The sequence below is a fragment of the Parafrankia sp. BMG5.11 genome (assembly GCF_004337455.1).
This window is the reverse complement of the sequence record NZ_SJXI01000027.1, coordinates 511,356-536,189: the sequence shown is the minus strand read 5'-3', so window position 1 is coordinate 536,189 and position 24,834 is coordinate 511,356. Positions and strand designations below refer to the sequence as shown.

The window sequence follows — 24,834 nt, the reverse complement described above, 5'->3', positions numbered from 1 at the left end:
CTCCGTCCCAACGGCATTTCCTTAAGGCGCCTCAAGCAGCAGCGCCACCCGCGCCGCGACATCGCTGATCAGGTGCGCCCAGAGCGCTTGCCCCGCGGGCTCAGCGATCTGATCCTGCCGCACCTCGATCGCGAGATACGGTCGACCATGCGCCTCGGCATGGCGGTTCATCGTCGCGTTGAGTTGGCGGCCGGAGTACGGTTCGTTGTCGCCGACCGTGAAGCCAGCCGCTCGAAAGAGGTTCATCGCAAGCCGAGCGGCGCGATCATCCTCGTTATAGAGCAGCGCGACTTCCCACGGCCGCGCCGCTGGTGCGCTGCGGAGCGAAGGGGTGAAGCTGTGCAGCGAGATGATCAGCGACGGTTCAACCTCGTCCAGCCATGCAGCCAAAGCAGCATGATATGGCCGGTGGAAAAGGTTCAACCTCGCTTCTACATCGGCTCCCGCGTTCCCAGGTATCGCATGCCCGTCGCTGATCGCTGGAACCACGGCGGGATGGTCTTCTTCCCGGTGAAGATCGCATACCAGCCGGCTGACGGTTGCCAGGTGAGCGGGGATCCCGCTGTCCTGCGCCATCAGTTCGGCGACCGGCTCCACCCCGATGTCGACGGCGATGTGCTGGTCGAGCAATTCAGGCGCGATACCGAGGTCGATCCCGGCCGGCACGAAGTTGGACGCGTGATCCGCTATCAGTACGATCCCTGCCGGGGAGCGTTGAGGCCCGATGCGGCGCCAGGGTTGCCAAGATGTCATGGTCGCAGCTTACCTTCCATGATCCACCAGCCTGGATGCTCGCCGGACAGCTGGGCCGCCGCTGCCGCTTGCGCGGCAGCGTCGGAATAGAGGGCAAAACAGGTCGCTCCCGATCCCGACATCCGCGCGACCGACGCGCCGGTTCGGCGGAGGGCGCTGAGGACACCTGCGATTTCCGGAACCAGGGCAACGGCAGAATCCTCAAGATCATTGCGCCCTTGCTGGGTGACGATGGACGCCGGTCCGACCGGGAGCGGACCGCGATCTTCTCCGCTCCAGCCGGCAAACACCGCGCCGGTCGCCAGCGGCGCCCGGGGGTTCACAAGGATGACAGGCGCGCCCTCTAGATCATTGATTATAGGAGCTAAATCGATGCCCGAGCCATAACCGAGACACATCCGGCTTGCGACGCACGCCGGAACGTCCGCCCCCAGGGACGCCGCCCGCCGCAGCCAGTCGCCCGGCAAACCATGGAGCGCATCCACGATCCGAAATACCGCGCCGGCATCCGCCGATCCGCCGCCAAGCCCCGCCGCCACCGGAAGGTTCTTTTCAAGCGCAAGCGAAAGCCCGCCCGCCCGCGGCAACTTGCCCAGAGCAGCGGTCACGAGATTGCCAAATGGATCAGTCAGTTGCGGGGCGAACTCACCGCTTACCGTCAGCTCGTCCCGGTCTGACGGCCGGGCGACCAGCAGATCGCCCGCATCGACGAACGCGAACAGTGTCTCGAGTTCGTGATAGCCATCGTCGCGCCGGCGACGGACGTGCAGCGCCAGGTTGATCTTGGCGTATGCAATCTCGCGCATTCAGCCCCTTCCATCCGGAACAGGAACGCATCGGTCCCGACCACCATTTGCATGGGTATGATGGAACAGACGTCCGACACGATCGCGCTTGGCAAACAGTTGAGCGCCGCAGGCGGCTTGATGGTGGCCATGACCGTGGTTCATGCGTTCGGCATCACTGCGATATCGCACCTGCTCAATTTGCGGGAAGAGCGCCTCGACGAGCTCAATTTCGGCATTCACAGCATCATCAAGATGTCGGCGATGGGGTTCATGCTCTTGCTGCTGCACTCGCTGGAGATCGGCCTGTTTGGTGCATTCTACTTGTGGGTCGGCGGGGTCGAGACGGTCAAGGAGGCGCTGTTCTACTCTGCATCCACATACACGACGCTTGGCCGGACCGCCGAATACTTCCCGCCCGACTGGCGGCTGATCGGCGCGTTCGAGGCGCTGATCGGCTTCCTGCTGATCGGCTGGTCGACCGCCTTCATCGTCAGCAAGGCCAACAAGCTGATGCCCGACTAGCGCCTCACATGTTCGGATAATTGGGTCCGCCCCCGCCTTCGGGTGCAACCCACGTGATGTTCTGGTTCGGATCCTTGATGTCGCACGTCTTGCAGTGGACGCAATTTTGCGAATTGATCTGAAACCGCGGCTCACCGGTCGCATCGTCCACCAGCCATTCGTACACGCCGGCTGGACAATAACGCTGCGACGGGCCGGCATAGACGCCCAGTTCGCTACGCTTCTGCAACTCCATGTCCTTGACCACCAGGTGGACCGGCTGGTTTTCGGCATGGTTGGTATAGCTGAAGGCGACGCTGGTCAGCCGGTCGAAGCTGATCACTCCGTCGGGCTTGGGATAGGCGATCGGCTGGTACAGGTCGGCCCGCTCGGTCATCTCGCTGTCGCGGTGGTGCTTGAACGCGGGAATGATCGGCATCTTGAGATAGCGCAACCACATGTCGAGGCCTGCGACGATCGTGCCCATGTCACCGCCGAACTTCGCGACCGCCGGCTGCGCGTTCTGCACCAGTTTCAGTTCATGCGCGATCCAGCTGTCGCGGAGCGCCGCGTCGTAATCCATCAGCTCGGTCCGCTCGTCACCTCGGCCGATCGCGGCAGCAGCCGCTTCCGCAGCCAGCATGCCGCTCTTGATCGCGGTGTGCGTGCCCTTGATCCGGGGCACGTTCACGAAGCCGGCGGAGCATCCGATCAGCGCGCCGCCCGGGAAAGCCAGCTTGGGGACTGATTGCCAGCCGCCTTCGTTGATGGCGCGCGCGCCGTACGCGACCCGCTTGCCACCTTCGAGGTACTCGCGAACCGCCGGGTGATGCTTCCAGCGCTGGAATTCCTGAAACGGGCTGATGTAGGGATTGCGATAGTCGAGCGCGGTGACAAACCCGATGGCGATCTGGTTGTTCGCCTGGTGGTAGATGAACCCGCCACCCCAGCTCTCGCTTTCGTTGAGCGGCCAGCCCTGGGTATGGATCACCCGTCCGGGCACATGCTTTTCGGGATCGATATCCCATACTTCCTTGATGCCGAGGCCATAGACCTGCGGCTGGCAATCGGCCTCAAGATTGTACTTGGACTTCATCCGCTTGGTGAGGTGGCCGCGCGCGCCTTCTGCGAACAGGGTGTACTTGGCGTAGATTTCCATGCCCGGCTGGAAATCGCCCTTGTGCTCGCCGTCCGCCGCCACGCCCATGTCCTGGGTGATGACCCCGGCGACGGCCCCGTCTTCGCCGATGATCACCTCTGCCGCGGGGAAGCCGGGGAATACCATGACCCCCAGCGCTTCGGCTTGTTCGGCCAGCCAGCGGCACAGGTTGCCCAGCGATCCGGTGTAGTTGCCATCGTTCGACATGAACGGCGGCATGATCAGGTGCGGCAGGTTGGTCTTCTTGCCTTTCGACAGAACCCAGTGCCAGTTGTCGGTCACGGGCACTTCAGCCATCGGGCACCCCTGATCCCGCCAGTCGGGCAGCAGTTCATCAAGCCCGCGCGGATCGACCACCGCGCCCGACAGGATGTGCGCGCCGATTTCGCTGCCTTTTTCCAGCACGATCACTTCGAGTTCGGAATTGATCTGCTTGAGGCGGATCGCGGCGGACAGGCCAGCGGGGCCACCGCCGACGATCACCACGTCACACGGCATCGATTCACGTTCAATCATGCCTGAAAGGCTCCAGTTCTTGCGTTGCTATCCGCTTGATTGCAGCGGCGGGGCAGGTCAAGACCCAGCCGCTCCTGATCATGCCCACCCCGACCTCTTCCGTGCTCGCAAGAGACATTGCCGCCGCGCTGGACTGGTGGCGGGAAGCCGGCGTCGATGCCACGTTCGGTGATACGCCGCGCAAGTGGCTGGGCGAGCAAAAGGGAGCCGCTCCCGCTGCGGAGCCGAGCCAGACCGCTGCCGCAGCACCGCTGCCCACGCCGCCGCCAGCGCCCGCGATTGGCGGCGATCGGGCGCGGTGGCCAGGCGACCTGGAATCCTTTCGTAACTGGTGGCTTGAAGAACCTTCGCTTGATGAAGGCGGACTTGCCCCGCGCATCGCACCCCGCGGCGACGTGGGCGCGGAACTCATGGTGCTGGTGGCGATGCCCGAGGAGCATGATCGCGAAACCATCCTGACAGGCCGGGAAGGCCAGCTCCTGTCAGGCTTCCTAGCCGCGGCGGGCCTGCCCGATGAGCGCGTCTATCTCGCAAGCGTGCTGCCACGGCACACGCCGATGGCAGACTGGCGCCAGATCACGGCGGATGGGATGGGCGCGGTTCTTGCTCACCACGTGATGCTGGCGCGTCCGAAGCGGCTGCTCGTGCTCGGTCAGAGCATCCTGCCGCTTTGCGGGCACGATCCAGCGCAAGGCTCACCAAATTTACAATCGTTTAACCATGAAGGCGGCAGGGTACCGGCGCTGCACGAAGCGGGGCTCGACCGGCTGCTGGCCAAACCGGCACTCCGGGCGAGGTTATGGCAACGCTGGCTGGATTGGACGGACGGGCAAACATGGGACGAACCACACGGATAGCTCTGGCTGCGGCGGGCGTGATCGCCTGCGCGGTGTCGTCCCCAGCTCTCGCCAATTCGAGCGCCGCCGAATATTTCCGCGCCCGCGCCAACTCCACCAACGTTCCGAAGCTGCTGAGCAAGGCTGAGAGCGATTGGTACAAGTCGCTGTTCGCCGCGATCGACCTTAACGACTGGACCCGGGTCGATGCGATGTTCGCCGAGAAAGCGGACGGCCCGCTGCACCAGGTCGCCCGCGCTGAATATTTTCTTCACGCCAAGAGTCCAAAGGTTGAACTGCCCGCCATCCAGGCTTGGCTCGACAAGGGAACGGCGCTGCCGCAGGCGCAGCAGATCGCCAGCCTGGGTCTGAAGCGCGGACTGGCGACCGTACCCAGTCTTCCTGTACCGCAGCAACTGGTCGCACAGCCCTACGCGCCCAATCGGACGCTGCCCCGTTCGGTCAATGACGGGACGATGCCGGCCGAAGTGTCGGCGGCGATCCTCGAGCGGATCAAGGCGGACGATCCCGGCGGCGCGCGGATCCTGCTCGACGGAGTTGACGCCGGCCTTTCGAGCGCGGCGCGCGCCGAATGGCGCCAGCGCGTCGCGTGGAGCTATTACATCGAGAATGACGACGCCTCCGCGCTGGCGATGGCCAATACCGTCCGTGATGGCGGCAGCGGCGCATGGGTCGGCGAAGGCGACTGGGCGGCGGGCCTTGCCGCGTGGCGGCTGGGCGATTGTGCCGGCGCGGCAGATGCGTTCCGGCGCGCGGCGGGCTCCGCGCAGAACCTGGAACTGACCGCAGCCGCGTATTACTGGTCCAGCCGCGCCCTGGTGCGCTGCCGCGAACCTGAGCGCGCCGCTGAGCAACTGCGCGGAGCAGCGCGGCTCGATGAAACGCTCTACGGTATGCTCGCCCGCGAGCAGTTGGGCCAGGACCTGCCCGGCGGCAAGCGGACGGCCGACTTCGATCTCGCGGACTGGCAGCGGCTGCGCGACGAGCCCAACGTGCGCACCGCCGTGGCATTGGCCGAGATCGGCCGCGACAGCCTGGCCGACCAGGTGCTGCGCTACGAGGCGAAGATCGGGCCCGCCAGTCAATACGATGCGCTCAGCCGGCTTGCGCGGGAGCTGGGTCTGCCATCGACACAACTGTGGATGGCGGCGAATGCCCCGCGGGGCGCCCGGGCTGAAACCGCCCTGCGCTACCCCGCCCCGCGCTGGCAGCCGGCGACCGGTTGGAAAGTCGATCCAGCGCTTGCCTTTGCCCACACGCTGCAGGAATCGCGGTTCCAGGTGAACGCCGTCAGCCCGGCTGAGGCGAAGGGGCTGATGCAGATCACCCCGATCACGGTGCGCCAGCACGCACCGCGGCTGAACATGAGCGCGAGCTACGTCAACCTGTCGGACCCGGCGACCAATCTCGCATTCGGGCAGGAGAACCTGGAAATGCTCCGCGACAGCGCCGCGACCGGCGGTTTGCTGCCCAAGATCATGGCCGCCTACAACGCGGGTCTATCGCCGATCACCCGATGGAACAGCGAAGTGCGCGATCTGGGCGATCCGCTGCTCTACATGGAAAGCATCCCGTACTGGGAGACGCGCGGCTATGTCGGCATCGTGATGCGCAATTACTGGATGTACGAGCGGCAAGCCGGCGGCGCGAGCGACAGCCGCAAGGCGCTGGCCCAGGGCATGTGGCCGACCTTCCCTGAGCTTTCCGGCAGCCGCGCAGTCCGTCTGACCCGCGCCAACTAGAGGGGCAGATTGATGCCGATCGATCCGGCGCGCGAGTTCCGCCCGGTCAACATCGCGCTGCTCACCGTCTCCGATACCCGCACGCCTGCGGACGATACCAGTGGCGATATTCTTGCTCAGCGCATCCGGAACGCGGGCCACCACCTCTTCGCGCGCGCGATCGAGCGCGACGATCTGGACGCGCTGGCTGACCGGCTCAATGGCTGGATCGACGACCCTGCCATCGACGTGGTCGTCACCACCGGGGGCACCGGACTGACGGGGCGCGATGTCACGCCAGAAGCCTTCGACCGCGTGAAGGAGAAGGACATTCCCGGTTTCGGGGAGCTGTTCCGACGGCTCAGTTATCGCTCGATTGGCAGCAGCACCGTCCAGAGCCGCGCCTGCGCTGTCGTTTCGCGCGGGACGTACCTCTTCGCCCTCCCCGGATCGAACGGCGCGGTGAAGGATGGCTGGGACGGCATCCTTGCCGAGCAACTCGACAGCCGTAATCGCCCCTGCAACTTCGTTGATCTGCTGCCCCGCTTGCAGGAGCAATAGCGGCTACCACCCAGCCGATGTTCCTTCTATGTTCCGCCATGTGGAACGGCGATTCGCACCAGAAATAAGCGGCCGAGGCGCCCAGTCGGATGGTGCTCCCACCCGGTTTGGCCTCAACACCCGTGAGGAAGATGGCGACTGGCGCGATTACATGGAACAGCTTGCCAGGGAAGCTGGGGGCCCGCCGGTGAAGCTGCGCACGACGGTCACGGCAGAACACCCCAAGACGATCCTCAGTTTCAACACCTCGCCGGACATCGGTTTCGACCGATCCGTCAATGCGTACCGGGGCTGCGAGCATGGCTGCATCTATTGCTTCGCGCGCCCGACCCACGCCTATCACGATCTGTCGCCCGGCCTGGATTTCGAAACCCGGCTGTTCACGAAACCCGACGCCGCCCGCCTGCTGCGCGATACGTTCGCCAAGCCCAGATACCGTCCGCAGCCGTTAGCCATGGGCACGAACACCGATCCGTATCAGCCGATAGAGCGGAATTATCGGATCACGCGCGAACTGCTGGAGGTGTGCCTCGATGCCCGCCACCCGGTGACGATCACCACCAAGTCAGACCGGGTATGCGACGACATCGACCTGCTGGCAGAAATGGCCCGGCTGAGGCTGATCGCGGTCTGCGTGTCGGTAACGACGCTGGATCCCGCACTCTCCGGCAAGCTCGAACCGCGCGCAGCAGCGCCTGCCAAGCGACTGGCCGCGCTCGGCAAGCTGGTGGATGCGGGCGTGCCGACGCACTGCTCGGTTTCCCCGATCATCCCGGCGATCACCGACCAGTTCATGGAGGAGATCATCACCCGCGCCGGAGCGCTTGGCGTGCGATCGGCAGGTTGGATACCTTTGCGTCTGCCCTATGAAGTCGCCCCGCTGTTTCGCGAATGGCTATCGGTCCATTTTCCCGAACGCGGCGACAAGGTGATGAGCATCGTGCAGTCGATCCGGGGTGGGCGCGACAACGACCCGGCATTTTTCAGCCGCATGAAGCCGAGCGGCGTGTGGGCCGATCTGTTCCGCGCCCGTTTTCGCATCGCCGCCTCCCGCGCAGGCATGCGCAAGGAGCGGTTCGAGCTCGACTGCACGCAGTTCCGCCCGCCACCGAACGGAGGTCAGTTGCGGCTGCTGTGACGCAGAACGCTAAGCCGCGGTGAGAAAGGCGTCCTCGTCCAGCGCCATCAAGGCTTCGGCGCCCGTTTCGATCTTGCGTCGCAGCGCTCCAACGTCCGGCACGAAGCGTTCGAAGAAGTAGCGCGCGGTGGTCAACTTGGCCTGGTAGAACGCGCCGTCGCCGTCGCCGTCGGCCACCCGCACCGCCGCCGCTTTCGCCATGCGCAGCCACATCAGTCCCAGGCACACCACACCCATGATGTGCATGTAGTGATGCGCGCCTGCGCCCAGGTTGTTGGGGTTGGCCATGGCGTTCTGCATGAACCACATGGTGGCCGCCTTCTGCTCACCCACCGCTTTGCCGAGGGCTTCGGCCAGCGGCGCGAGCTCCCCGTCGCTGGCAGCGACTTCGTCGTCGACCATCTTGAAGAACGCCTGGATGGCTGCCCCGCCCTTGCTGGCAAGCTTCCGCCCGCACAGGTCCATCGCCTGCACGCCGTTGGTGCCTTCATAGATCTGGGCGATGCGAGCGTCGCGGACGAACTGCTCCATGCCCCATTCGTGGATGTAGCCGTGGCCACCGAACACCTGCTGCATGTTCACCGCGGTGTCGAAGCCCTTGTCGGTGCCATATCCCTTGATCACCGGGGTCAGCAGCCCGAGCAGCGCATCAGCTTGACCGCGCTCCTCTTCGCTCGGGGCGTTGTGCGTCAGGTCAACCAGCAACCCGCCCCACAGGACGAGCGCGCGCATGCCCTCGGTAAACGCCTTGGCGTCCATCAGCATCCGCCGGACATCGGGATGGACGATGATCGGGTCCGCCTTCTCGGCCGGGTCAGCCGGACCGGTCAGCGCCCGGCCCTGGCGCCGATCCCGGGCATAGGCGACCGCGTTCTGGTAGGCGACTTCCGCCTGGCTCAGCCCCTGGATGCCCACGCCAAGCCGCGCGGCGTTCATCATGATGAACATCGCGGCCAGTCCCTTCATCTCCTCGCCGACCAGCCAGCCCTTGGCACCATCGTAGTTCATCACGCACGTCGAGTTACCGTGGATGCCCATCTTGTGCTCGATGGAACCGCACTGGACCGCGTTGCGCTCCCCGATCGAGCCGTCGTCGCCCACCAGGAACTTGGGCACGATAAATAGGCTGATGCCCTTGCTGCTGTCAGGGGCGCCGGGCGTCTTGGCGAGGACCAGGTGGATGATATTTTCGGCAAGATCGTGCTCACCGGCAGAGATGAAGATCTTGGTCCCGGTGATGGCGAAGCTGCCGTCGCCCTGCGGCTCGGCACGGGTGCGGATCAGGCCCAGGTCGGTGCCGCACTGTGGCTCCGTCAGGTTCATCGTCCCGAGCCACTGATTGGCGATCATCCTGGGCGCAAAGAGCGCCTTCTGTTCGTCGCTGCCGGTGGCCAGAATGGCGCTCACCGCGCCTTGCGTCAGCCCCGGATACATGCCGAACGACTGATTGGCGGACGAGATGAATTCCTCCAGCACTGAACCGAGCACGTGGGGCATCCCCTGCCCGCCGAATTCCTCCGGCGCGGTCAGCGTGCTCCAGCCCGCTTCCACGTACTGATCGAACGCCGCCTTGAAGCCGGTCGGCGTCGTTACCGATCCGTCCGGGTGACGGGTGCACCCCTCGTGGTCGCCCACTTGGTTGAGCGGCGCCAGGACCGCGGCCGCGAACTTGCCGCTTTCGTCCACCACGGTGTTGATGAGATCGGGCGTGGCGCTCTGGAAGCCGGGCAGGTTGCCATAGCTCGCCACGTCCAGCACCTCGTTGAGGATGAACTTGGCGTCACGGGTCGGGGCAGTATAGCTCGGCATTGAATGTCCTTAGTATAGCGTGAGCGTTCAGCGCTCTTCGGCGACGCGCTCGACGTGCGCGATGAAAGCGGTCAGCTCGGCAATCGCCGAATCGATGTCGTCTCGCTGCGCTTTCATTTTGGCGACGTGCTCGCGGCATTTTTCGATCGTCACGCGGCGCTGCTCGACCCGGCCGTCGCCCAGATCGTAAAGGTCGATCATCTCGCGGATCTCGCCCAGGCTGAAGCCGACGTTCTTGGCCCGCATGATCCAGGCCAGGCGCGCGCGGTCACGCGTCGAGTAGATCCGCGCCAGACCGACACGGCGCGGCGCGATCAGACCCTCGTCCTCGTAGAACCGCAGCGCGCGCGCGGTGCAGCCGAATTCCTCCGTCAGGTCGGAAATGGAGAACTGCTCTCGATCAAGATGATCGGGCCGTTCGAGGTGCGCCCCTTGATGAGCGGATTCGGCGCTGCGGGCGGGTTCGGCCATAAGTCACGATACTCGCTGCTTTACGTGCGCGTCAAGTTGTGACGGGACGGAGAACCTCGCCGTCGAGTTCACTGAAGAAGCAGCTCTGCGCGCCGGTATGACACGCCGGTCCCGCCGGGACGCACTCGAGCAGCAGAGTGTCTTGGTCGCAGTCGACCAGAATGCGCTGGATGCGCAGGACATTGCCCGAGCTTTCGCCCTTCTTCCACAAGCGGCCGCGCGAGCGGGAATAGAAATGCGCGAACCCTGTCGCCCGAGTTGCGGCAAGCGCTTCGGCATCCATGAACGCGACCATCAGCACGGCCTTGCTGGCGGCGTCGATCGCGACGGCGGTAAGCAGCCCTTGCTGATCGTACTTGGGCTTAAACTGCGCGTGCATTCGTCACTCTCCTTAACGCCACACCTTGTTGCATCATAACCACAGAGATTGGGCAAAATCAGTGTCTTTGCCACATGTCTATTTGATGAACCGGCGAACGGTGAGACACAGGCTGTGCAGTCCGCAAGGGCGGCGAGCCGGAACGCGGCAGCCATAGCGTGCCAGGTTCAGGGACCGCCGATCACGGCAAACGCGCCAATGCTTGCATCAGGTCGCGACGGGATCGGCAGACGATGAGGGATCGAACCTGGCGGCCATAGGGGGTGGCCGCTGTTGCCGAAAGGCGGGTTCAGCGTATTTCGTCACGGTGCGCCCGGGGTTAACGCCCCGGGCGTTTCGTTTTCCGGCACCTCTCCATCCGTCTCATCCAGCACGCGAGCAAAGCACGCAACGATGACCTTGTCTGCTCCGGCACGTTTCAGCGCCCGGACGCAGGCATCGCTGGTCGCGCCACTGGTAAGCACGTCATCCACCAGGATAACCTGCGCGCCCTTTAGGCCGGCGGCGTAACGCGGATTCACGGTCAGCGCGCCCCTCAACGCGCGCGCGCGCGCCGTGCGTCCCAGCCCGCCAAGCGTGGCAGTGTGCTTCGTGCGGATCAGCGGATCGAGGGCCAGCGTCTGCCCGGTCAGCCGGGCCACCTCTCGCGCCAGCAGAGCGGCCTGGTTGTAGCCGCGCGACCACAGGCGCCAACGGTGGAGCGGCACCGGGGCCACCAGCCACGTCCCCTCCAGAGCCGGCAAGCGGGCGACGATCAGCCGGGCGAGCATCGGCGCGAGCGCGATCCGCCGGCCATGCTTGAAGGCCAGCACCAGCTTGCGCGAGCCATGGCCATAGAGCGTACCGGCGGCGATCCCGTCGTGGCGCGGCGGCTTGACGAGGCACACGGCGCAGACCGCTCCGCTCCCGGCCGCCGAGTGGCCGAACGGGCGCTGGCAGGTGACGCAAGCTGGCTCCGACGGGATGCGCAACTCGCTCCAGCAGTCGCTGCACAGGCCGGTCTGTGCGCCGATCGCCGCGCCGCATAGAGGGCAGCGCGGCGGGTAGATAAGATCTACCAGCGGCGCGAGACTGTCGCGCAAGATCGCTTTCGCGCTCATCGTCTCGCTTGCATCGCGCGCGACGATGGTGCGTGAGGTTTGCCATGACCGATGCCGCCCCACCGACAATTTTCAGCGCCCGGCGCCGGACCGCGCGCGCCGCCCGGGCGCAGGTCCTCCAGCAACAGGCAGATGCTGCTCACTGGTTGGCCGAGGCGATGGTTGAGGACATGCTGGACCGGGTCGCCTTCATGCGGCTCGAACCCACGCGCGCGCTGGTAGTGGGGGTGGGAAGCACCAGGCTTGGCCGCGCGCTGGAGCGGGACGGCGTCCGCGTGACCGTGGCTGAACCGGAGGCGATCGATCTGGAGCGGCCACTGCCGTTCGGAGAGTTCGGCCTGATCGTCAGCCTGGCCGCACTCGATGTGATCAACGACTTGCCGGGCGCCCTGATCCATCAGCGCGCCGCGCTGGCGCCGGGCGGCGTCATGCTGGCCGGAATGATCGGCGCCGGCAGCCTGCCGCGGCTGCGCTCGGCCCTGCTCGCCGCCGATGGCGAACGGCCAGCGGCGCGCTTGCACCCGGCTGTCGATGCTCGCTCGGGCGCCGGCCTGCTGCAGCGCGCTGGTTTCGCGCGGCAGGTGGCAGACGCCTGGACCTTGCGCCTGCGGTACGGCGCGCTCGACACGCTGGTCGCCGATCTGCGTGCGCAAGGGCTTACCAGCACGCTCGCCGACAGTGCGCCGCCCCTGACCCGCACCGGTCTGGATCGTGCGCGAAAGGCGTTTCTGGCGGATGCCGACGACGACGGCCGGGTGATCGAAACGCTCGAGATTCTGACCCTTACCGGCTGGAAAGACTGAGCAACCGCGAACGATCAGGCGCGCAGCGCCGCCTGAGCTGCCGCCAGCCGCGCAATCGGCACGCGATAGGGACTGGCGGAGACGTAATCGAGTCCCACGCTCTCGCAGAACTGGATCGACGCGGGATCGCCGCCGTGCTCGCCGCAGATGCCCAGCTTGATGTCTGTCCGGGTCGACCGCCCGCGCTCGGCAGCGAGGCGGACCAGTTCGCCGACGCCCTCGACATCCAGGCTGACGAAAGGGTCACGCGCAAAAATCCCCTGATCGACGTAGGCCCCCAGGAAGCGGCCTGCATCATCCCTCGACAAGCCGAGAGTAGTCTGCGTCAAGTCATTGGTGCCGAACGAAAAGAACAGTGCCTCTTCGGCAATCTCGTGAGCCATGAGGGCAGCGCGTGGGAGCTCGATCATCGTACCCACCAGATAGTCGACCGATCTGCCCTTCTCGGCGAACACTTCAGCGGCCACGCGGTCCACCAGCGCACGCAGAATCTCCAGTTCGCGCTTGGTGGCGATCAACGGGATCATCACCTCGGGGACTGGCGCCGCGCCCGATGCCGCGGCGACATCGCATGCGGCTTCGAAAATGGCACGCGCCTGCATCTCGTAGATTTCGGGATAGGTGATCCCGAGCCGGCAACCCCGATGGCCAAGCATCGGATTGAATTCGTGTAACTCGGCCGCGCGGCGCTTGAGGTGATCGACGCCAAAGCCGGTGGCCTCGCCCAGGTCGGCGAACTCGGCGTCGTCGTGCGGCAGAAACTCGTGCAGCGGGGGGTCGAGCAAGCGGATCGTGCATGGCAGGCCGGCCATCACCTCGAAAATCTGCGCGAAATCCGCCCTCTGTTCGGGTAGCAGCTTGCTCAGGGCCTTGCGCCGGCCAGCCTCGTCTTCGGCCAGGATCATCTGGCGCACGGCGCTGATCCGGCTGGCATCGAAGAACATGTGCTCGGTACGGCAGAGACCGATGCCCTCGGCGCCGAACTGGCGCGCCATTCGGCAGTCGCCGGGCGTTTCGGCATTGGCGCGCACGGCCATCCGGCGATGCCGGTCAGCCCATTCCATCAGCACGCCGAAATCGCCGGCCAGTTCTGGTTCGATCGTGGCGACCACCCCCGCCATGACCTGCCCTGTGCTGCCGTCGAGGGTCAGCACATCGCCTTCGGCCAGTTCGCGCCCGCCAATGCGCAGCGTGCGGGCTGCGCGGTCGATCTGCACGGCGGACGCGCCTGAGACGCAGCAGCGGCCCATTCCGCGCGCGACCACCGCCGCGTGTGACGTCATGCCGCCGCGCGCGGTAAGGATGCCTTGCGCCGCATGCATCCCGTGGATGTCCTCGGGACTGGTCTCCACACGCACGAGGATGACCTTCTCGCCCCGCGCGGCCCAGCTTTCCGCGGTATCGGCATCGAGCACGATCTTGCCCGACGCGGCGCCGGGGCTCGCGGGGAGGCCGGTGGTGAGGACATCACGCGGTGCCTGGGGATCGAGCGTGGGGTGTAGCAACTGATCGAGCGCCATCGGATCGACCCGCAGGATCGCGGTTTTCTCGTCGATCAGCCCCTCGCCCGCCATGTCGACCGCCATCTTGAGCGCAGCCTTGGCAGTACGCTTTCCGGAGCGGGTCTGGAGCATCCACAGCTTGCCCCGTTCGACGGTGAACTCGATGTCCTGCATGTCGCGGTAGTGGAGTTCCAGGATGTCAAACACCCGGGCAAGCTCGGCATAGGCATCGGGCATCGCCTCTTCCATGCTGAGCGGCTTGGCGTTGGCGCGTTCGCGGGCGGCGCGGGTGAGGTACTGGGGAGTGCGGATGCCGGCGACGACGTCCTCCCCTTGCGCATTGACCAGCCATTCGCCGTAGTAGGCGCGCTCGCCGGTGGCGGGGTCGCGGGTGAAGGCGACGCCGGTGGCGCTCGTCTCGCCCATGTTGCCGAACACCATGGCCTGTACGTTGACCGCGGTCCCCCAGCCGGCGGGGATGTCGTTGAGCCGGCGATAGACCTTGGCCCGGTCGCTGTCCCAGCTGTCGAACACCGCCCGGATCGCGCCCCACAGCTGCTCGGTCACGTCCTGCGGGAACGGCTGGCCGAGTTCCTCCTCGACGATGGCCCGGTACTGCGCGACCAGCGCCTGCCAGTCTTCAGCCTCCATCTCGGTGTCGGCGTAGAGACCCTTGTCTTCCTTGGCGATTTCCAGCGCCTCTTCGAACAGCCCGTGGTCAAGTCCAAGGACCACGTCGGAATACATCTGGATGAACCGGCGGTAGCTGTCCCAGGCGAAGCGCTCGTCCCCGCTGACGACTGCCAGGCCCTGCACGGTCTGGTCGTTGAGACCGAGATTGAGCACCGTGTCCATCATGCCCGGCATCGACACCCGCGCGCCGGAGCGCACCGACACCAGCATGGGATCGGCCGGGTCGCCGAACCGCTTGCCGACCGTTTTCTCGATATGTTGCAGCGCCTTAGCGATGGTTTCTTGCAGATCGCCTGAGAAGTCGCCGCCCTCGGCCAGGTAGCGGACGCATTCTTCGGTGGTGATGGTGAAGCCGGGAGGCACGGGCAAGCCGATGCCGGCCATTTCGGCGAGGTTGGCGCCCTTCCCGCCCACGATCGTCTTGTCCCGGGCGCGCGGATCGTCGTGCACGGCGCCGCCGCCGAAGGTGTAGACGGTTCTGGTCATGCGGGCCCCTGTCTGGCTGTGTGGTTTGATGGAAGTGTCACACGTGTCACACTGTCCAGGGCAAGAAGTGCTATCCTTCGATCCGGCTGAAATCCGCCACCCGGTGAACCGCGTCGCGCAGGCGCGCCAGCAGGTCCAACCGCGCCGCGCGCTTGGCGACATCGGGATCGTTCACGGTCACGCTGTCAAAGAACGCATCGATCGGCGCCCGCAGCGAAGCGAGCGCCGACATCGCCGCGCCGAAGTCTTCCGCCTCGACCGCACGGCTTGCGGTAGGCTCGGCCGAATCCAGCGCCTGGATCAGCGCTACTTCCGCAGGTTCGGGGGTGTAGGAAAGCGCATTCTCGCGCCGCTCCGCCATCTTGGCGGCGATCACCGGTGCAAGATCGGGATCGTCGACCAGGGCGAGCGGGTCTTCCTCGCCGGTGCGGGCGATCTCGCCCTCCGAACCGTGCCAGTCCTCCTTCTTGAGGATGTTGGCCGCACGCTTGTAACCGGCGAGCAGGTTGGCGCCGTCCTCGGTGGCCATGAACGCTTGCAGTGCTTTCACCCGAGCGAGCAGGCGGACGAGATCGTCCTCGCCGCCGAGCGCGAAAACGGCATCGATCAGGTCGTGCCGGACGCCGGCCTCGCGTTGCTGGACCTTGAGACGGTCTGCGAAGAAGTCGAGCAGGTCGCCCTGCGCGATCGGCAAACGCAGCTGATTGTCCTGGACGAGCCGGATGATGCCCAATGCCGCCCGGCGAAGCGCGAAAGGATCTTTTGACCCGGTTGGCTTCTCATCGACTTCGAAGAAGCTGCGCAGCGTATCAAGCTTGTCTGCCAAACTCACCGCCACCGTCACCGGCGCAATGGGCACATCGTCGCCCTGCCCGACCGGCTTGTAGTGGTCGCGGATGGCGTCGGCCACGGCAGCGGGCAAGCCCTCGGCGCGGGCATAATAACCGCCCATAAGTCCCTGTAGTTCGGGAAATTCACCGACCATTTCGGTGACGAGGTCTGCCTTGGCAAGGCGCGCCGCTTGCTCGGCCTGCTCCGGGTCAGCGCCTTTGACGATGCCTTCCTCGACCAGCCAGCGCGCCAGCCTGGCGACCCGCTCGACCTTGTCAGCGACGGTTCCGAGCTTCTCGTGGAAAGTGATCCGCTCGAGCTTCTTCGCGTGGTCGGCCAGCGACGTCTTGCGGTCCTGCTCCCAGAAGAAGCGCGCGTCGCTCAGGCGCGCGGCGAGGACCTTGCGGTTGCCGTCGACGATCGCCGCGCCGCCGTCAGCCGCCTCGATGTTGGCGGTGCAGACGAACGCGTTGGCGAGCTTGCCCGACGCATCTTCGCACACGAAGTACTTCTGGTTCACGCGCGCGGTGAGCTGGATCACCTCGGGCGGGACGTCGAGGTAGGCCGCGTCGAAGCGCCCGAGCAGCGGCACCGGCCATTCGGTGAGGCCGGCGTTCTCGACCACCAGCCCTTCGTCCTCGATCAGCGTCAGCCCTGCGGCAAGCGCCGCGGCGCGGCTCATCTCGCGGACCAGCGCCTCGCGCTCCGAATGATCGACGATCACGTGGCAGGCGCGCAGTTTTTCCTGGTAGTCATCCGCCCCGCCGATGGTGATCGGGCCGGAGTGGTGGAAGCGGTGGCCCAGCGTCATGTATCCGCTGGCGATCTCGCCCACCTGGCACTCCACCAGGTCTTCGCCGAGGATCGCGACGATGCCCGACAGCGGCCGCACCCAGCGCGGGCTTTCGGTCGAGAGCGATGCCGCGCCCCAGCGCATGGACTTGGGCCAAGGAAACGCGCGCACGATTGCGGGGATCGCGTCGGCAAGCACCTCGCGCACGGCGCGGCCGGGTTTCTCCACAATGGCGAACCACACCCCGTCGCGGTCGGTCAGTTGGTCCTTCGACAGCCCGGTCTTTCGCAGGAACCCCTCAAGCGCCTGATCGGGCGCGGTGGTGCGGGGGCCCTTGGTCTCCTCGCTGACCGCCTGCGTCGCTTGCGGCAAGCCGCGCGCGATCAGCGCGAGGCGGCGCGGTGTGGACCAGACGGTGATCTCGCCCAGCGGCACGCCGGCGGCGTCCATCTGGGCGCGGAACAGCTTTTCGAGGTCGGCGCGCGCGCCCTTCTGCATGCGGGCGGGGATTTCCTCGCAGCGCAGTTCGAGCAGGAAGTCGGCGGCGCTCACAGCGTCCACCCCGGATACTTGTTCTGCCACTCGGGGGTCATCTTGGCGGCATAGGCCTCACAGCTGGAGCGCGCGAGATCGCGCACCCGCCCCATGTAGCTGGCGCGTTCCTGCACGCTGATCACGCCGCGCGCCTGCAGCAGGTTGAACACGTGGCTCGCCTCGACCGCCTGTTCATAGGCGGCGATCGGCACGTCGGCGCTAAGCGCATTGCGGCACTCCGCCTCGGCCTTGGCGAACAGGTCGAACAGCGCGGCCGTATCGGCAACCTCGAAGTTCCACTTCGACATCTGCCGCTCGTTTTCCAGGAACACCTCGCCATAGCTTACGCCGGCGGAGTTGAATGACAGATCGTACACGTTGTCGACGCCCTGGATGTACATCGCCAGGCGTTCGAGGCCGTAGGTCAGCTCACCCGCGACCGGCTTGCAGTCAAAGCCGCCCATCTGCTGGAAGTAGGTGAACTGGGTCACCTCCATCCCGTCGCACCAGACTTCCCAGCCCAGCCCCCAGGCGCCGAGCGTCGGGCTTTCCCAGTCGTCCTCCACGAAGCGGATGTCGTGCTTCAGCGGATCGATGCCGATCACCTCCAGGCTCTTGAGATAAAGCTCCTGCAGGTCGGGCGGGCTCGGCTTCAGGATCACCTGGTATTGGTAGTAATGCTGCAGCCGGTTGGGGTTTTCGCCATAGCGGCCATCGGTCGGGCGGCGGCACGGCTGCACGAAAGCGGCGTTCCACGGCTCCGGCCCCAGCGCGCGCAGGGTGGTCGCCGTATGGAACGTGCCGGCGCCCATCCGCATGTCATAAGGCTGCAGGATCAGGCAGCCGTTCGCGCTCCAGAAATCATGGAGCGTCAGGATCATGTCCTGGAAGCTGCGGGAGGGGTCACGAGCGGAGGTCATTGCCGCGGCAAATGGCCGAGCGGCCTGCACCCGTCAATGGCGCCCCAACAACGGCGCCGCGGGCGCGGAACGGATGGTCGCGGCGGCGTGCTGCTGTTCGCCGTTTCGCTTGCGCGAGGCACCGCGCGAATTCACAGGCACGCAATGAACTTCAGAACGAGCAAGGCAACCGGCGCACTGGCCGCGCTGCTGCTGGCCGCAGGCTGCGCCACCACGCCCGCGCCTGTCCCGGCCAGCACGGGACCGGCGCTGTGGGCAGTCGCTGACGCGGACACGACGATCTATCTGTTCGGTACCGTGCACGCCCTGCCCAAGGACGTGCCGTGGATGCGCGGCAAGATCGGCCCGGCGTTGGCCGCTTCGGATACGCTGGTGACGGAAATCGATCTTGCGACCGCCGACACCGCCGCGATGCAGGCGTTCGTCATGAAGAACGCGCTGCTCGGCGAGCAGGAGAACCTGCGCGATCTGCTGACCCAGGCCCAGCGCGCGCGCTTCGAGGCGGGAACCGCCAAGCTCGGCATGCCGGTGGGGGCGTTCGACCGGTTCGAACCCTGGTACGCGGCCCTGATGTTCGCGCTGGTCCCGCTGGCGAAGGCCGGAGTGGTGGGCGAAAACGGGGTCGAGCAGGCGCTGGTGGCCCAAGCCGGCGCGCCCCGTGAGCGGGCCGCGCTGGAGACGATGGACTATCAGCTGTCGTTGTTCGACAGCCTGCCGCGCGAGGCGCAAATCGACTATCTGATGAAGGCGGTCGATGGCAGCGACGATATCAGGGCGATGCTCGATGCGATGGTGGCCGAATGGCTGGAAGGCGATGCCGATGCGCTCGCCAGATTGATGAACGAGGACATGGCGGGCGACACGGCGCTGATGGAGCGATTGTTGTGGCAGCGCAATCGTGCCTGGGCAGACTGGGTGGCGAAGCGGCTGGACACGCCGGGCACGGTGTTCGTGGCGGTGGGCGCGGGGCACCTGGCGGGTCCGCGCAGCGTGCAGGCCGATCTCGCGGCCAAGGGCTTGCGGGTAAGGCGCGTGCAGTGATCCGCTGGCTGTTCGCGTCGGTCGCAGCCCTGCTGGTCGCGTCCTGCGGTCACGAGGGCGCGCGCACCGACCTGCCCGCCCCCACGCCCGCGTTGTGGCAAGTCACCGCGCCCGATGGCTCGTCCGCGGGCTGGCTGTTCGGCACGATCCACGCGCTGCCTGACGGGGCCAAGTGGCGAACCCCGGCGATCGACCGGGCGGTAATCGATGCCGATGTGCTGGTGGTCGAGGCGAAGGACCTGGAGGACACCGCCAAGCTGTCGGCCACCTTCACCCGCCTGTCGCACAGCGCCGGTCTGCCGCCGCTGTCGGAGCGGGTGCCGGCGAGCCTCAGGGCGAACCTGCGCACGCTGCTGACCAAGGGCGGATACCGCGAGGCGGACTTCAAGGCGGTCGAGACCTGGGCCGCCGCGATCATGCTGGCGCAGCTGGCGGACGATTCAATCGGCGAGAACGGGGTCGACCGCGCTCTGCTGAGGGACTTCAGCGCGCGCCCGGTCGAAGAACTGGAAGGCGTCCAGGGCCAGTTCGCGATCTTCGACCGGCTGGCGGAAGCCGACCAGCGCGACCTTCTCGGCGCGGTGGTGGAAGAAGACACGATGAATTCCGACGATAGCGCCCGGCTTGCCAGGCTGTGGCTCACGGGTGACATGGACGCGATCGCACGTGAGGGTGACGAGGGGATGCTGGCCGATCCGGAACTCCGCCAGGCCCTGCTGGTGGACCGCAACCGCGCCTGGGCCGACAAGCTGCTGGCCCTTTACGCACAGGGCAAGCGGCCGCTGGTGGCAGTCGGCGCGGCGCACCTTGCCCCGCCCGGGGGCCTGCCCGAACTGCTGGCAGCCAGGGGATACACGATCACGCGCGTGCGCTGAGCTTGCCTTTTTGCAACAGTCCCGCTAACGGCCCGCGCACCGGCGTCATGGTCATCCCTGGAGGCGTGGCGGACCGGTTACTCTACCGCATTCGAAAGGCATCAAGATGAGCGACGCTCTGACCCTGCCGGCTGAGGCGCGCGAGCGGGCTGGCAAGGGAGCCTCCCGTGTATTGCGCCGTGAAGGCCGTGTTCCCGCCGTGATCTACGGCGGCAAGGAAGAACCCACTCCCATCCACGTCGAGGCGAAGGAACTGGTCCGCCAGCTTGGCACCGGCCACTTCATGAACTCGATCGTGATGATCGACATCGGCGGCCGGTCCGTCCGTGCGATCCCCAAGGACGTGGCGTTCGATCCGGTGAGCGATCGCCCGATCCATGTCGACTTCCTGCGCCTGTCGAAGGATTCCAAGATTCAGGTCGCCGTGCCGGTCTTGTTCACGAACGAAGAAGCCAGCCCCGGCCTCAAGCGCGGCGGCGTGCTGAACGTCGTTCGCCACGAGCTGGAACTGGTGTGCGAATCGGACAAGATTCCCGATGACATCACCATCGACGTGACCGGCAAGGAAATCGGCGATTCGATCCACATCAGCGAGGTGACCCTGCCCGCCGGTGCGGAAAGCGCGATCACCGACCGCGACTTCACCATCGCGACGCTGGTCGCCCCCTCGGCGCTCAAGCGCGCTGAAGGCGAAGGCGATGCCGACGAGGTTCCCGCCACCGAGCAGGGCGGCGACGCGCCTGCGGCTGGCGAATAAAGCGACATCCGCGGCTGAGCCATCAGCCGCAAACCAACAGCACGACGCCGGCCCTCGCAAGAGGGTCGGCGTTTTGCTTTGTGGGGGGCCTTCGCCTAAGGGCGCGCGATGCAAATCTGGGCAGGCCTCGGCAACCCCGGTCCGCAATATGCGATGCACCGGCACAATGTGGGATTCATGGCGGTCGACGTGATCGCCGAGATGCACGGCTTCGCGCCGGTGCAGAAGAAGTTCTCCGGCTGGGTGCAGGAAGGCCGCATCGGCAGCGACAGGATTCTGTTGCTCAAGCCCGCCACGTTCATGAATGAAAGCGGGCGCGCGGTGGCCGAGGCCTTGCGCTTCTACAAACTGGACGTGAGTGCCCTGACGGTATTTCATGACGAACTCGATCTGGCGCCGTTCAAGGTCAAGGTGCGCACCGGCGGCGGCCTGGCGGGCCACAACGGTTTGCGATCGATCGACCAGCACGCCAGCCAGCTTGGGGGGGCGGACTTTCGCCGCGTCAGGATCGGCATCGGTCATCCAGGGCACAAGGACCGGGTCACGGGGCATGTCCTCGGCAACTATGCCAAGGCAGAGTTCGACGATCTCACCGACATGCTGGCCGCGATCGGTGCCGAGGCGGAGCATCTCGCCAGCGGCGACGACGCGCGGTTCATGAGCGACGTGGCGTTGCGGCAACAGGCGTGATCCCGTTGGCCGGCCTACCGGGCGGCCGTCTCGCCGCTGGCCTGGGCGTGCAGACCTTGGTGATGGTCGGCGCCGGCGCGGCCATGTGGGTCTATTCCGGACGCGGTCTCGACACCTTCGTGGACCTTGGCTGGCGCCCTGTCGCGCAGGGGCTGATCTTCGGCCTCATCCTGATTGTCGTCATCGCCGCGATCTTTCGCCTGTTCCCCGGCTTCCTGGAAAAGACCGCCCGGCTGCAAGCGAGGATGGCCGCGTTGTTCGCCCGCGAACCGAACGGAGCAGCGTTCGTGGGCATCGCGATCTGCGCGGGCATCGGTGAGGAGGCGGCGTTCCGGGGCGGGCTGCAGACGCTTGCCGGCGATGCGATCGGGCCGGTCGCGGGGATCGCCATCAGCGCGCTCGCCTTCGCGCTCATCCACATGGCCAGGCCCCTGATCACGGCCATTATCCTGCTGATCGGCGTGGTGTTCGGCCTGGTCTTCTGGTGGACCGGCAGCCTGCTGACCGTGATGATCGGTCACGCGGTGTATGACGTCTGGGCGCTGCGCGTGCTGCACCGTGAGCTCGGCCGCCTCGGGTACCTCGACGATCCGGATACTCCGAAGACGGAACCGGCGGTCTAGACCTCTATCGAGGCACCCGGCCGGGGCGTCCAGCCCAGCGCGCCCATGCAGCCGATGAAGAATTCACGCCGATCTTCTTCCTTCGACACGCCCGTGAGAAGCTGATTGCAGCTCCGCTCCGCCTGTTTGAACGGGGTGCGCTCTCCTCCGGCCCAATCAGAAGAATTGGTGGATTCGCACGCTGCCAAAGAAAGGGCGCAAACGAGGGCAAGAGCGAAGCGGCGCATGGGCTGACGATTGGACGGGCGGGCGTTGGCGCGCAAGCAAAATGGCGATAGGTTCCGGACGAAGGAGCATCATCCATGACCGCAATCGATCGCCGTAGCCTGCTCGCCGGAGCCGCCGCCACCGGAGCGCTGGCCGCTTCGGCCAAGGCCGCCGAACCTCTCGCCACAACGCTGCCCGATCTCAAGGGCAAGGCGATCCTGATCACCGGCAGCTCGTCGGGCTTCGGCCGCGCGGGCGCCGAACACTTCGCCCGCGCAGGAGCCAAGGTGTTCGCCACCATGCGCAATGTTCCGCGCGCGGAAGCCGAAGAGCTCGGCAAGCTCGCCCGCGATGAGAAGCTCGACCTCACAGTGCTGGAGCTGGACGTCACGGACGAGGACATGGTCAACCGCGCGGTGGCCGAGGCTGAGCGCTTGACCGGACGCGGACTCGATGTGCTGGTCAACAACGCCGGTGTCGGCATCACCGGGCCGGTGGAGGTGCAGGACATGGCGGCCACCCGACTCGCGTTCGACACCAATGTGTTCGGCTATCACCGGCTCGCGCGCGCCGTGCTGCCCGGCATGCGCGCCCGCAAGAGCGGTCAGATCTTTGCCATTTCGAGTCAGCTCGGGCGAGTGATCGCGCCGTTCGCCGGCCATTACTCCGCCACCAAGTTCGCCGTCGAGGCGATGTTCGAGCAGCTCGCCTATGAAGTCGCGCCGCACGGGATCGAGGTGACGATCATCCAGCCGGGCGGCTACCCGACCAAGGTGTGGGTCAACCGCAACGCCTATTCGGCCGCGCTCAAGGAGCGCACCCCTGCCCGTTACGCCGATGGCTACCCGCAGGTTGTCTCGCGGATGGGCACCGAAGACGGGTCGGGCCGCAGCGCAGACGTGATGGACGTGCCGCGCGCGATCGCGGCCATCATCGCGATGCCCGCCGGGACGCGCCCCTTGCGCAAGCCCGTCAGCCACGGCGCCATCCCCCAGACCGCCATCAACGAAGCGTCGGCCGCGGCGCAGCGGTCAATGCTCGGCCGTTCGCCGATGGCGGCCATCGTGGAGGGCGTACTCGACTAGGCTCCGGGCAAATAGCCGCCGTTCGCACGGTTCCCAATTGCCCGGCCACCCGCTAAGGGCCGCGCCTTCACCTCCCACCTTCCGGAGTTACCGATGGGTTTCCGTTGCGGAATCGTCGGCCTGCCCAATGTCGGCAAGTCCACGCTGTTCAATGCTCTCACCGAAACGCAGGCCGCTCAGGCCGCGAATTACCCGTTCTGCACGATCGAGCCGAATGTCGGCCAGGTCGCGGTGCCGGACGAACGGCTTGATCAGCTGGCGGCGATCGCCGGCAGCGCCAAGGTGATCCCGACGCAGCTCGGCTTCGTCGACATCGCCGGACTGGTGAAAGGCGCCAGCAAGGGTGAAGGCCTGGGCAACCAGTTTCTCGGCAACATCCGCGAAGTGGACGCAATCGTCCATGTCCTGCGCTGCTTTGAAGATGATGATATCCAGCACGTCGCGAACAAGGTCGATCCCATCGCGGATGCCGAAGTGGTCGAGACCGAACTGATGCTGTCCGACCTCGAAAGCCTGGAGAAGCGGGTGCCAGCGGCGCAGAAAAAGGCGACCGGAGGCGACAAGGAAGCCAAGATCATGGCGAGCGTACTGGGTCAGGCGCTCGAACTGCTGCGCGAAGGCAAGCCCGCCCGGCTGACGCAGCCCAATGGCGACGACGAGGAGCGCGTGTTCGCGCAGGCCCAGCTGCTCACCGCCAAACCGGTGCTCTACGTCTGCAACGTCGCGGAGGAAGACGCGGCAGAGGGCAACGACCTGTCCGCGCAAGTGTTCGCCAAGGCCGCGGCCGAGGGCGCGCAGGCGGTGGTGGTGTCCGCGGCGATCGAGAGCGAGCTGGTCGCGATGCCCGCCGAAGAGCGGGCCGAGTACCTGGAATCGCTCGGGCTCACCGAAAGCGGCCTCAGCCGCGTGATCCGCGCAGGCTACCGGCTGCTCGGCCTCAACACGTTCTTCACCGCCGGACCCAAGGAAGCGCGCGCGTGGACCTTTCCCGCCGGTGCCAAGGCACCTCAGGCCGCGGGCGAGATCCACTCCGACTTCGAGCGCGGCTTCATCCGCGCAGAAACGATCGCGTTTGACGACTACGTTTCACTGAACGGAGAAGCCGGGGCCCGCGAGGCGGGCAAGCTGCGCCAGGAAGGCAAGGAGTACCTGGTGCAGGACGGCGACGTCCTGTTGTTCAAATTCAACGTCTGAGGCACTAACCAGCCGCTCGTCCGTTGCAGCGCAGAACCAAGGGGAGA

The 24,834-nt window shown here is 66.1% G+C and carries 24 protein-coding genes; 13 read left to right on the top strand and 11 right to left on the bottom strand.

Going from position 1 to position 24,834, the window contains the following annotated elements:
• Window positions 1-21: 21 nt before the first annotated feature.
• Both E0504_RS20595 and E0504_RS20590 read right to left on the bottom strand, forming a co-directional pair.
• On the bottom strand, window positions 22-753 hold the full coding sequence (locus tag E0504_RS20595; protein ID WP_131625588.1) for an N-formylglutamate amidohydrolase: 732 nt from the start codon (window positions 751-753) through the stop codon (window positions 22-24).
• Window positions 750-1,559, bottom strand: coding sequence for a 4-(cytidine 5'-diphospho)-2-C-methyl-D-erythritol kinase (locus tag E0504_RS20590; protein WP_131625587.1), 810 nt, complete (start codon window positions 1,557-1,559; stop codon window positions 750-752). Before E0504_RS20590 ends, E0504_RS20595 begins: the two co-directional genes overlap by 4 nt.
• A 51-nt stretch (window positions 1,560-1,610) precedes the next feature.
• Between E0504_RS20590 and E0504_RS20585 the strand changes: the two genes are divergently transcribed.
• Window positions 1,611-2,063, top strand: coding sequence for an ion channel (locus E0504_RS20585; RefSeq protein WP_131625586.1), 453 nt, complete (start codon window positions 1,611-1,613; stop codon window positions 2,061-2,063).
• Between the two features lie 4 nt (window positions 2,064-2,067).
• On the opposite strand, the gene E0504_RS20580 is transcribed toward E0504_RS20585, so the two are convergent.
• On the bottom strand, window positions 2,068-3,717 hold the full coding sequence (locus E0504_RS20580; RefSeq protein ID WP_131625585.1) for an electron transfer flavoprotein-ubiquinone oxidoreductase: 1,650 nt from the start codon (window positions 3,715-3,717) through the stop codon (window positions 2,068-2,070).
• Between the two features lie 35 nt (window positions 3,718-3,752).
• Here E0504_RS20580 and E0504_RS20575 point away from each other — a divergent pair, with 35 nt between their 5' ends.
• Genes E0504_RS20575 through E0504_RS20560 form a run of 4 tightly spaced genes read left to right on the top strand, consistent with a single transcriptional unit; the run spans window position 3,753 to window position 7,994 of the window.
• Window positions 3,753-4,574: a uracil-DNA glycosylase family protein gene (locus E0504_RS20575; protein WP_131625584.1), complete on the top strand. Its 822-nt coding sequence runs from the start codon at window positions 3,753-3,755 to the stop codon at window positions 4,572-4,574.
• Window positions 4,553-6,316 (top strand): transglycosylase SLT domain-containing protein, encoded by a 1,764-nt coding sequence (locus E0504_RS20570; RefSeq protein WP_207974544.1) that lies wholly within the window; start codon window positions 4,553-4,555, stop codon window positions 6,314-6,316. The genes E0504_RS20575 and E0504_RS20570 overlap by 22 nt, the downstream gene beginning before the upstream one ends.
• Before the next feature lie 12 nt (window positions 6,317-6,328).
• Entirely contained in the window at window positions 6,329-6,856 is a 528-nt protein-coding gene (gene moaB, locus E0504_RS20565) for a molybdenum cofactor biosynthesis protein B (RefSeq protein ID WP_131625582.1), read from the top strand.
• Between the two features lie 28 nt (window positions 6,857-6,884).
• Entirely contained in the window at window positions 6,885-7,994 is a 1,110-nt protein-coding gene (locus tag E0504_RS20560; RefSeq protein WP_131625581.1) for a PA0069 family radical SAM protein, read from the top strand.
• Window positions 7,995-8,003: 9 nt separating this feature from the next.
• On the opposite strand, the gene E0504_RS20555 is transcribed toward E0504_RS20560, so the two are convergent.
• The 4 genes from E0504_RS20555 to E0504_RS20540 form a co-directional block, all read right to left on the bottom strand.
• Window positions 8,004-9,803 (bottom strand): acyl-CoA dehydrogenase C-terminal domain-containing protein, encoded by a 1,800-nt coding sequence (locus E0504_RS20555; protein WP_131625580.1) that lies wholly within the window; start codon window positions 9,801-9,803, stop codon window positions 8,004-8,006.
• Window positions 9,804-9,830: 27 nt separating this feature from the next.
• Window positions 9,831-10,274 carry a MerR family DNA-binding transcriptional regulator gene (locus E0504_RS20550; protein WP_131625579.1) on the bottom strand — a complete coding sequence of 148 codons (444 nt, stop codon included), beginning with the start codon at window positions 10,272-10,274 and terminating at the stop codon, window positions 9,831-9,833.
• A 31-nt stretch (window positions 10,275-10,305) separates the two neighbouring features.
• A complete protein-coding gene (gene hisI, locus E0504_RS20545) occupies window positions 10,306-10,653 on the bottom strand; it encodes a phosphoribosyl-AMP cyclohydrolase (RefSeq protein ID WP_131625578.1) in 348 nt (115 codons plus the stop codon).
• 302 nt (window positions 10,654-10,955) lie between these two features.
• Window positions 10,956-11,753 (bottom strand): ComF family protein, encoded by a 798-nt coding sequence (locus E0504_RS20540; protein WP_131625577.1) that lies wholly within the window; start codon window positions 11,751-11,753, stop codon window positions 10,956-10,958.
• Window positions 11,754-11,797: 44 nt separating this feature from the next.
• On the opposite strand from E0504_RS20540, the gene E0504_RS20535 reads away from it, so the two are divergent.
• Window positions 11,798-12,556, top strand: coding sequence for a methyltransferase domain-containing protein (locus E0504_RS20535; RefSeq protein ID WP_131625576.1), 759 nt, complete (start codon window positions 11,798-11,800; stop codon window positions 12,554-12,556).
• Window positions 12,557-12,570: 14 nt separating this feature from the next.
• Here E0504_RS20535 and ppdK read toward each other — a convergent pair whose 3' ends face one another.
• The 3 genes from ppdK to E0504_RS20520 all read right to left on the bottom strand — a co-directional run bounded on the left by ppdK (window position 12,571) and on the right by E0504_RS20520 (window position 18,276).
• The gene (ppdK, locus tag E0504_RS20530) at window positions 12,571-15,237 is read right to left on the bottom strand and encodes a pyruvate, phosphate dikinase (RefSeq protein WP_131625575.1); all 2,667 of its coding nucleotides are present in this window, start codon (window positions 15,235-15,237) and stop codon (window positions 12,571-12,573) included.
• A gap of 70 nt (window positions 15,238-15,307) precedes the next feature.
• Entirely contained in the window at window positions 15,308-17,359 is a 2,052-nt protein-coding gene (gene glyS, locus E0504_RS20525; RefSeq protein ID WP_373693919.1) for a glycine--tRNA ligase subunit beta, read from the bottom strand.
• Between the two features lie 50 nt (window positions 17,360-17,409).
• Window positions 17,410-18,276, bottom strand: a complete 867-nt coding sequence (locus E0504_RS20520) for a glycine--tRNA ligase subunit alpha (RefSeq protein ID WP_243657558.1) — start codon at window positions 18,274-18,276, stop codon at window positions 17,410-17,412.
• A 126-nt stretch (window positions 18,277-18,402) separates the two neighbouring features.
• Between E0504_RS20520 and E0504_RS20515 the strand changes: the two genes are divergently transcribed.
• The 5 genes from E0504_RS20515 to E0504_RS20495 all read left to right on the top strand — a co-directional run bounded on the left by E0504_RS20515 (window position 18,403) and on the right by E0504_RS20495 (window position 22,301).
• Window positions 18,403-19,356, top strand: a complete 954-nt coding sequence (locus tag E0504_RS20515; protein WP_207974542.1) for a TraB/GumN family protein — start codon at window positions 18,403-18,405, stop codon at window positions 19,354-19,356.
• Window positions 19,353-20,231, top strand: a complete 879-nt coding sequence (locus E0504_RS20510) for a TraB/GumN family protein (protein ID WP_131625573.1) — start codon at window positions 19,353-19,355, stop codon at window positions 20,229-20,231. The genes E0504_RS20515 and E0504_RS20510 overlap by 4 nt, the downstream gene beginning before the upstream one ends.
• A 106-nt stretch (window positions 20,232-20,337) precedes the next feature.
• On the top strand, window positions 20,338-20,988 hold the full coding sequence (locus E0504_RS20505; protein ID WP_131625572.1) for a 50S ribosomal protein L25/general stress protein Ctc: 651 nt from the start codon (window positions 20,338-20,340) through the stop codon (window positions 20,986-20,988).
• Window positions 20,989-21,096: 108 nt separating this feature from the next.
• Window positions 21,097-21,678 (top strand): aminoacyl-tRNA hydrolase, encoded by a 582-nt coding sequence (pth, locus tag E0504_RS20500; protein ID WP_131625571.1) that lies wholly within the window; start codon window positions 21,097-21,099, stop codon window positions 21,676-21,678.
• 62 nt (window positions 21,679-21,740) lie between these two features.
• The gene (locus E0504_RS20495) at window positions 21,741-22,301 is read left to right on the top strand and encodes a CPBP family intramembrane glutamic endopeptidase (protein ID WP_243657565.1); all 561 of its coding nucleotides are present in this window, start codon (window positions 21,741-21,743) and stop codon (window positions 22,299-22,301) included.
• On the opposite strand, the gene E0504_RS20490 is transcribed toward E0504_RS20495, so the two are convergent.
• Window positions 22,298-22,528 carry a hypothetical protein gene (locus tag E0504_RS20490; RefSeq protein ID WP_131625569.1) on the bottom strand — a complete coding sequence of 77 codons (231 nt, stop codon included), beginning with the start codon at window positions 22,526-22,528 and terminating at the stop codon, window positions 22,298-22,300. The two genes, E0504_RS20495 and E0504_RS20490, sit on opposite strands and share 4 nt — an antisense overlap.
• A 75-nt stretch (window positions 22,529-22,603) precedes the next feature.
• On the opposite strand from E0504_RS20490, the gene E0504_RS20485 reads away from it, so the two are divergent.
• Both E0504_RS20485 and ychF read left to right on the top strand, forming a co-directional pair.
• On the top strand, window positions 22,604-23,593 hold the full coding sequence (locus tag E0504_RS20485) for an SDR family oxidoreductase (RefSeq protein ID WP_131625568.1): 990 nt from the start codon (window positions 22,604-22,606) through the stop codon (window positions 23,591-23,593).
• 93 nt (window positions 23,594-23,686) lie between these two features.
• On the top strand, window positions 23,687-24,787 hold the full coding sequence (gene ychF, locus E0504_RS20480) for a redox-regulated ATPase YchF (RefSeq protein WP_131625567.1): 1,101 nt from the start codon (window positions 23,687-23,689) through the stop codon (window positions 24,785-24,787).
• Window positions 24,788-24,834: the final 47 nt, after the last annotated feature.

Bases quoted from the DNA above. Each gene is read 5' to 3' on its own strand.
- E0504_RS20555 (WP_131625580.1), bottom strand. From the start codon at position 9,803: ATGCCGAGCTATACTGCCCCGACCCGTGACGCCAAGTTCATCCTCAAC.
- E0504_RS20505 (WP_131625572.1), top strand. From the start codon at position 20,338: ATGAGCGACGCTCTGACCCTGCCGGCTGAGGCGCGCGAGCGGGCTGGC.
- ychF (WP_131625567.1), top strand. From the start codon at position 23,687: ATGGGTTTCCGTTGCGGAATCGTCGGCCTGCCCAATGTCGGCAAGTCC.
- pth (WP_131625571.1), top strand. From the start codon at position 21,097: ATGCAAATCTGGGCAGGCCTCGGCAACCCCGGTCCGCAATATGCGATG.
- hisI (WP_131625578.1), bottom strand. From the start codon at position 10,653: ATGCACGCGCAGTTTAAGCCCAAGTACGATCAGCAAGGGCTGCTTACC.
- E0504_RS20550 (WP_131625579.1), bottom strand. From the start codon at position 10,274: ATGGCCGAACCCGCCCGCAGCGCCGAATCCGCTCATCAAGGGGCGCAC.
- E0504_RS20580 (WP_131625585.1), bottom strand. From the start codon at position 3,717: ATGATTGAACGTGAATCGATGCCGTGTGACGTGGTGATCGTCGGCGGT.
- E0504_RS20485 (WP_131625568.1), top strand. From the start codon at position 22,604: ATGACCGCAATCGATCGCCGTAGCCTGCTCGCCGGAGCCGCCGCCACC.
- E0504_RS20535 (WP_131625576.1), top strand. From the start codon at position 11,798: ATGACCGATGCCGCCCCACCGACAATTTTCAGCGCCCGGCGCCGGACC.
- E0504_RS20595 (WP_131625588.1), bottom strand. From the start codon at position 753: ATGACATCTTGGCAACCCTGGCGCCGCATCGGGCCTCAACGCTCCCCG.
- E0504_RS20590 (WP_131625587.1), bottom strand. From the start codon at position 1,559: ATGCGCGAGATTGCATACGCCAAGATCAACCTGGCGCTGCACGTCCGT.
- E0504_RS20490 (WP_131625569.1), bottom strand. From the start codon at position 22,528: ATGCGCCGCTTCGCTCTTGCCCTCGTTTGCGCCCTTTCTTTGGCAGCG.
- ppdK (WP_131625575.1), bottom strand. From the start codon at position 15,237: ATGACCAGAACCGTCTACACCTTCGGCGGCGGCGCCGTGCACGACGAT.
- E0504_RS20520 (WP_243657558.1), bottom strand. From the start codon at position 18,276: ATGATCCTGACGCTCCATGATTTCTGGAGCGCGAACGGCTGCCTGATC.
- E0504_RS20495 (WP_243657565.1), top strand. From the start codon at position 21,741: ATGGTCGGCGCCGGCGCGGCCATGTGGGTCTATTCCGGACGCGGTCTC.
- E0504_RS20540 (WP_131625577.1), bottom strand. From the start codon at position 11,753: ATGAGCGCGAAAGCGATCTTGCGCGACAGTCTCGCGCCGCTGGTAGAT.
- glyS (WP_373693919.1), bottom strand. From the start codon at position 17,359: ATGCAGAAGGGCGCGCGCGCCGACCTCGAAAAGCTGTTCCGCGCCCAG.
- E0504_RS20585 (WP_131625586.1), top strand. From the start codon at position 1,611: ATGGGTATGATGGAACAGACGTCCGACACGATCGCGCTTGGCAAACAG.
- E0504_RS20570 (WP_207974544.1), top strand. From the start codon at position 4,553: ATGGGACGAACCACACGGATAGCTCTGGCTGCGGCGGGCGTGATCGCC.
- E0504_RS20560 (WP_131625581.1), top strand. From the start codon at position 6,885: ATGTTCCGCCATGTGGAACGGCGATTCGCACCAGAAATAAGCGGCCGA.
- moaB (WP_131625582.1), top strand. From the start codon at position 6,329: ATGCCGATCGATCCGGCGCGCGAGTTCCGCCCGGTCAACATCGCGCTG.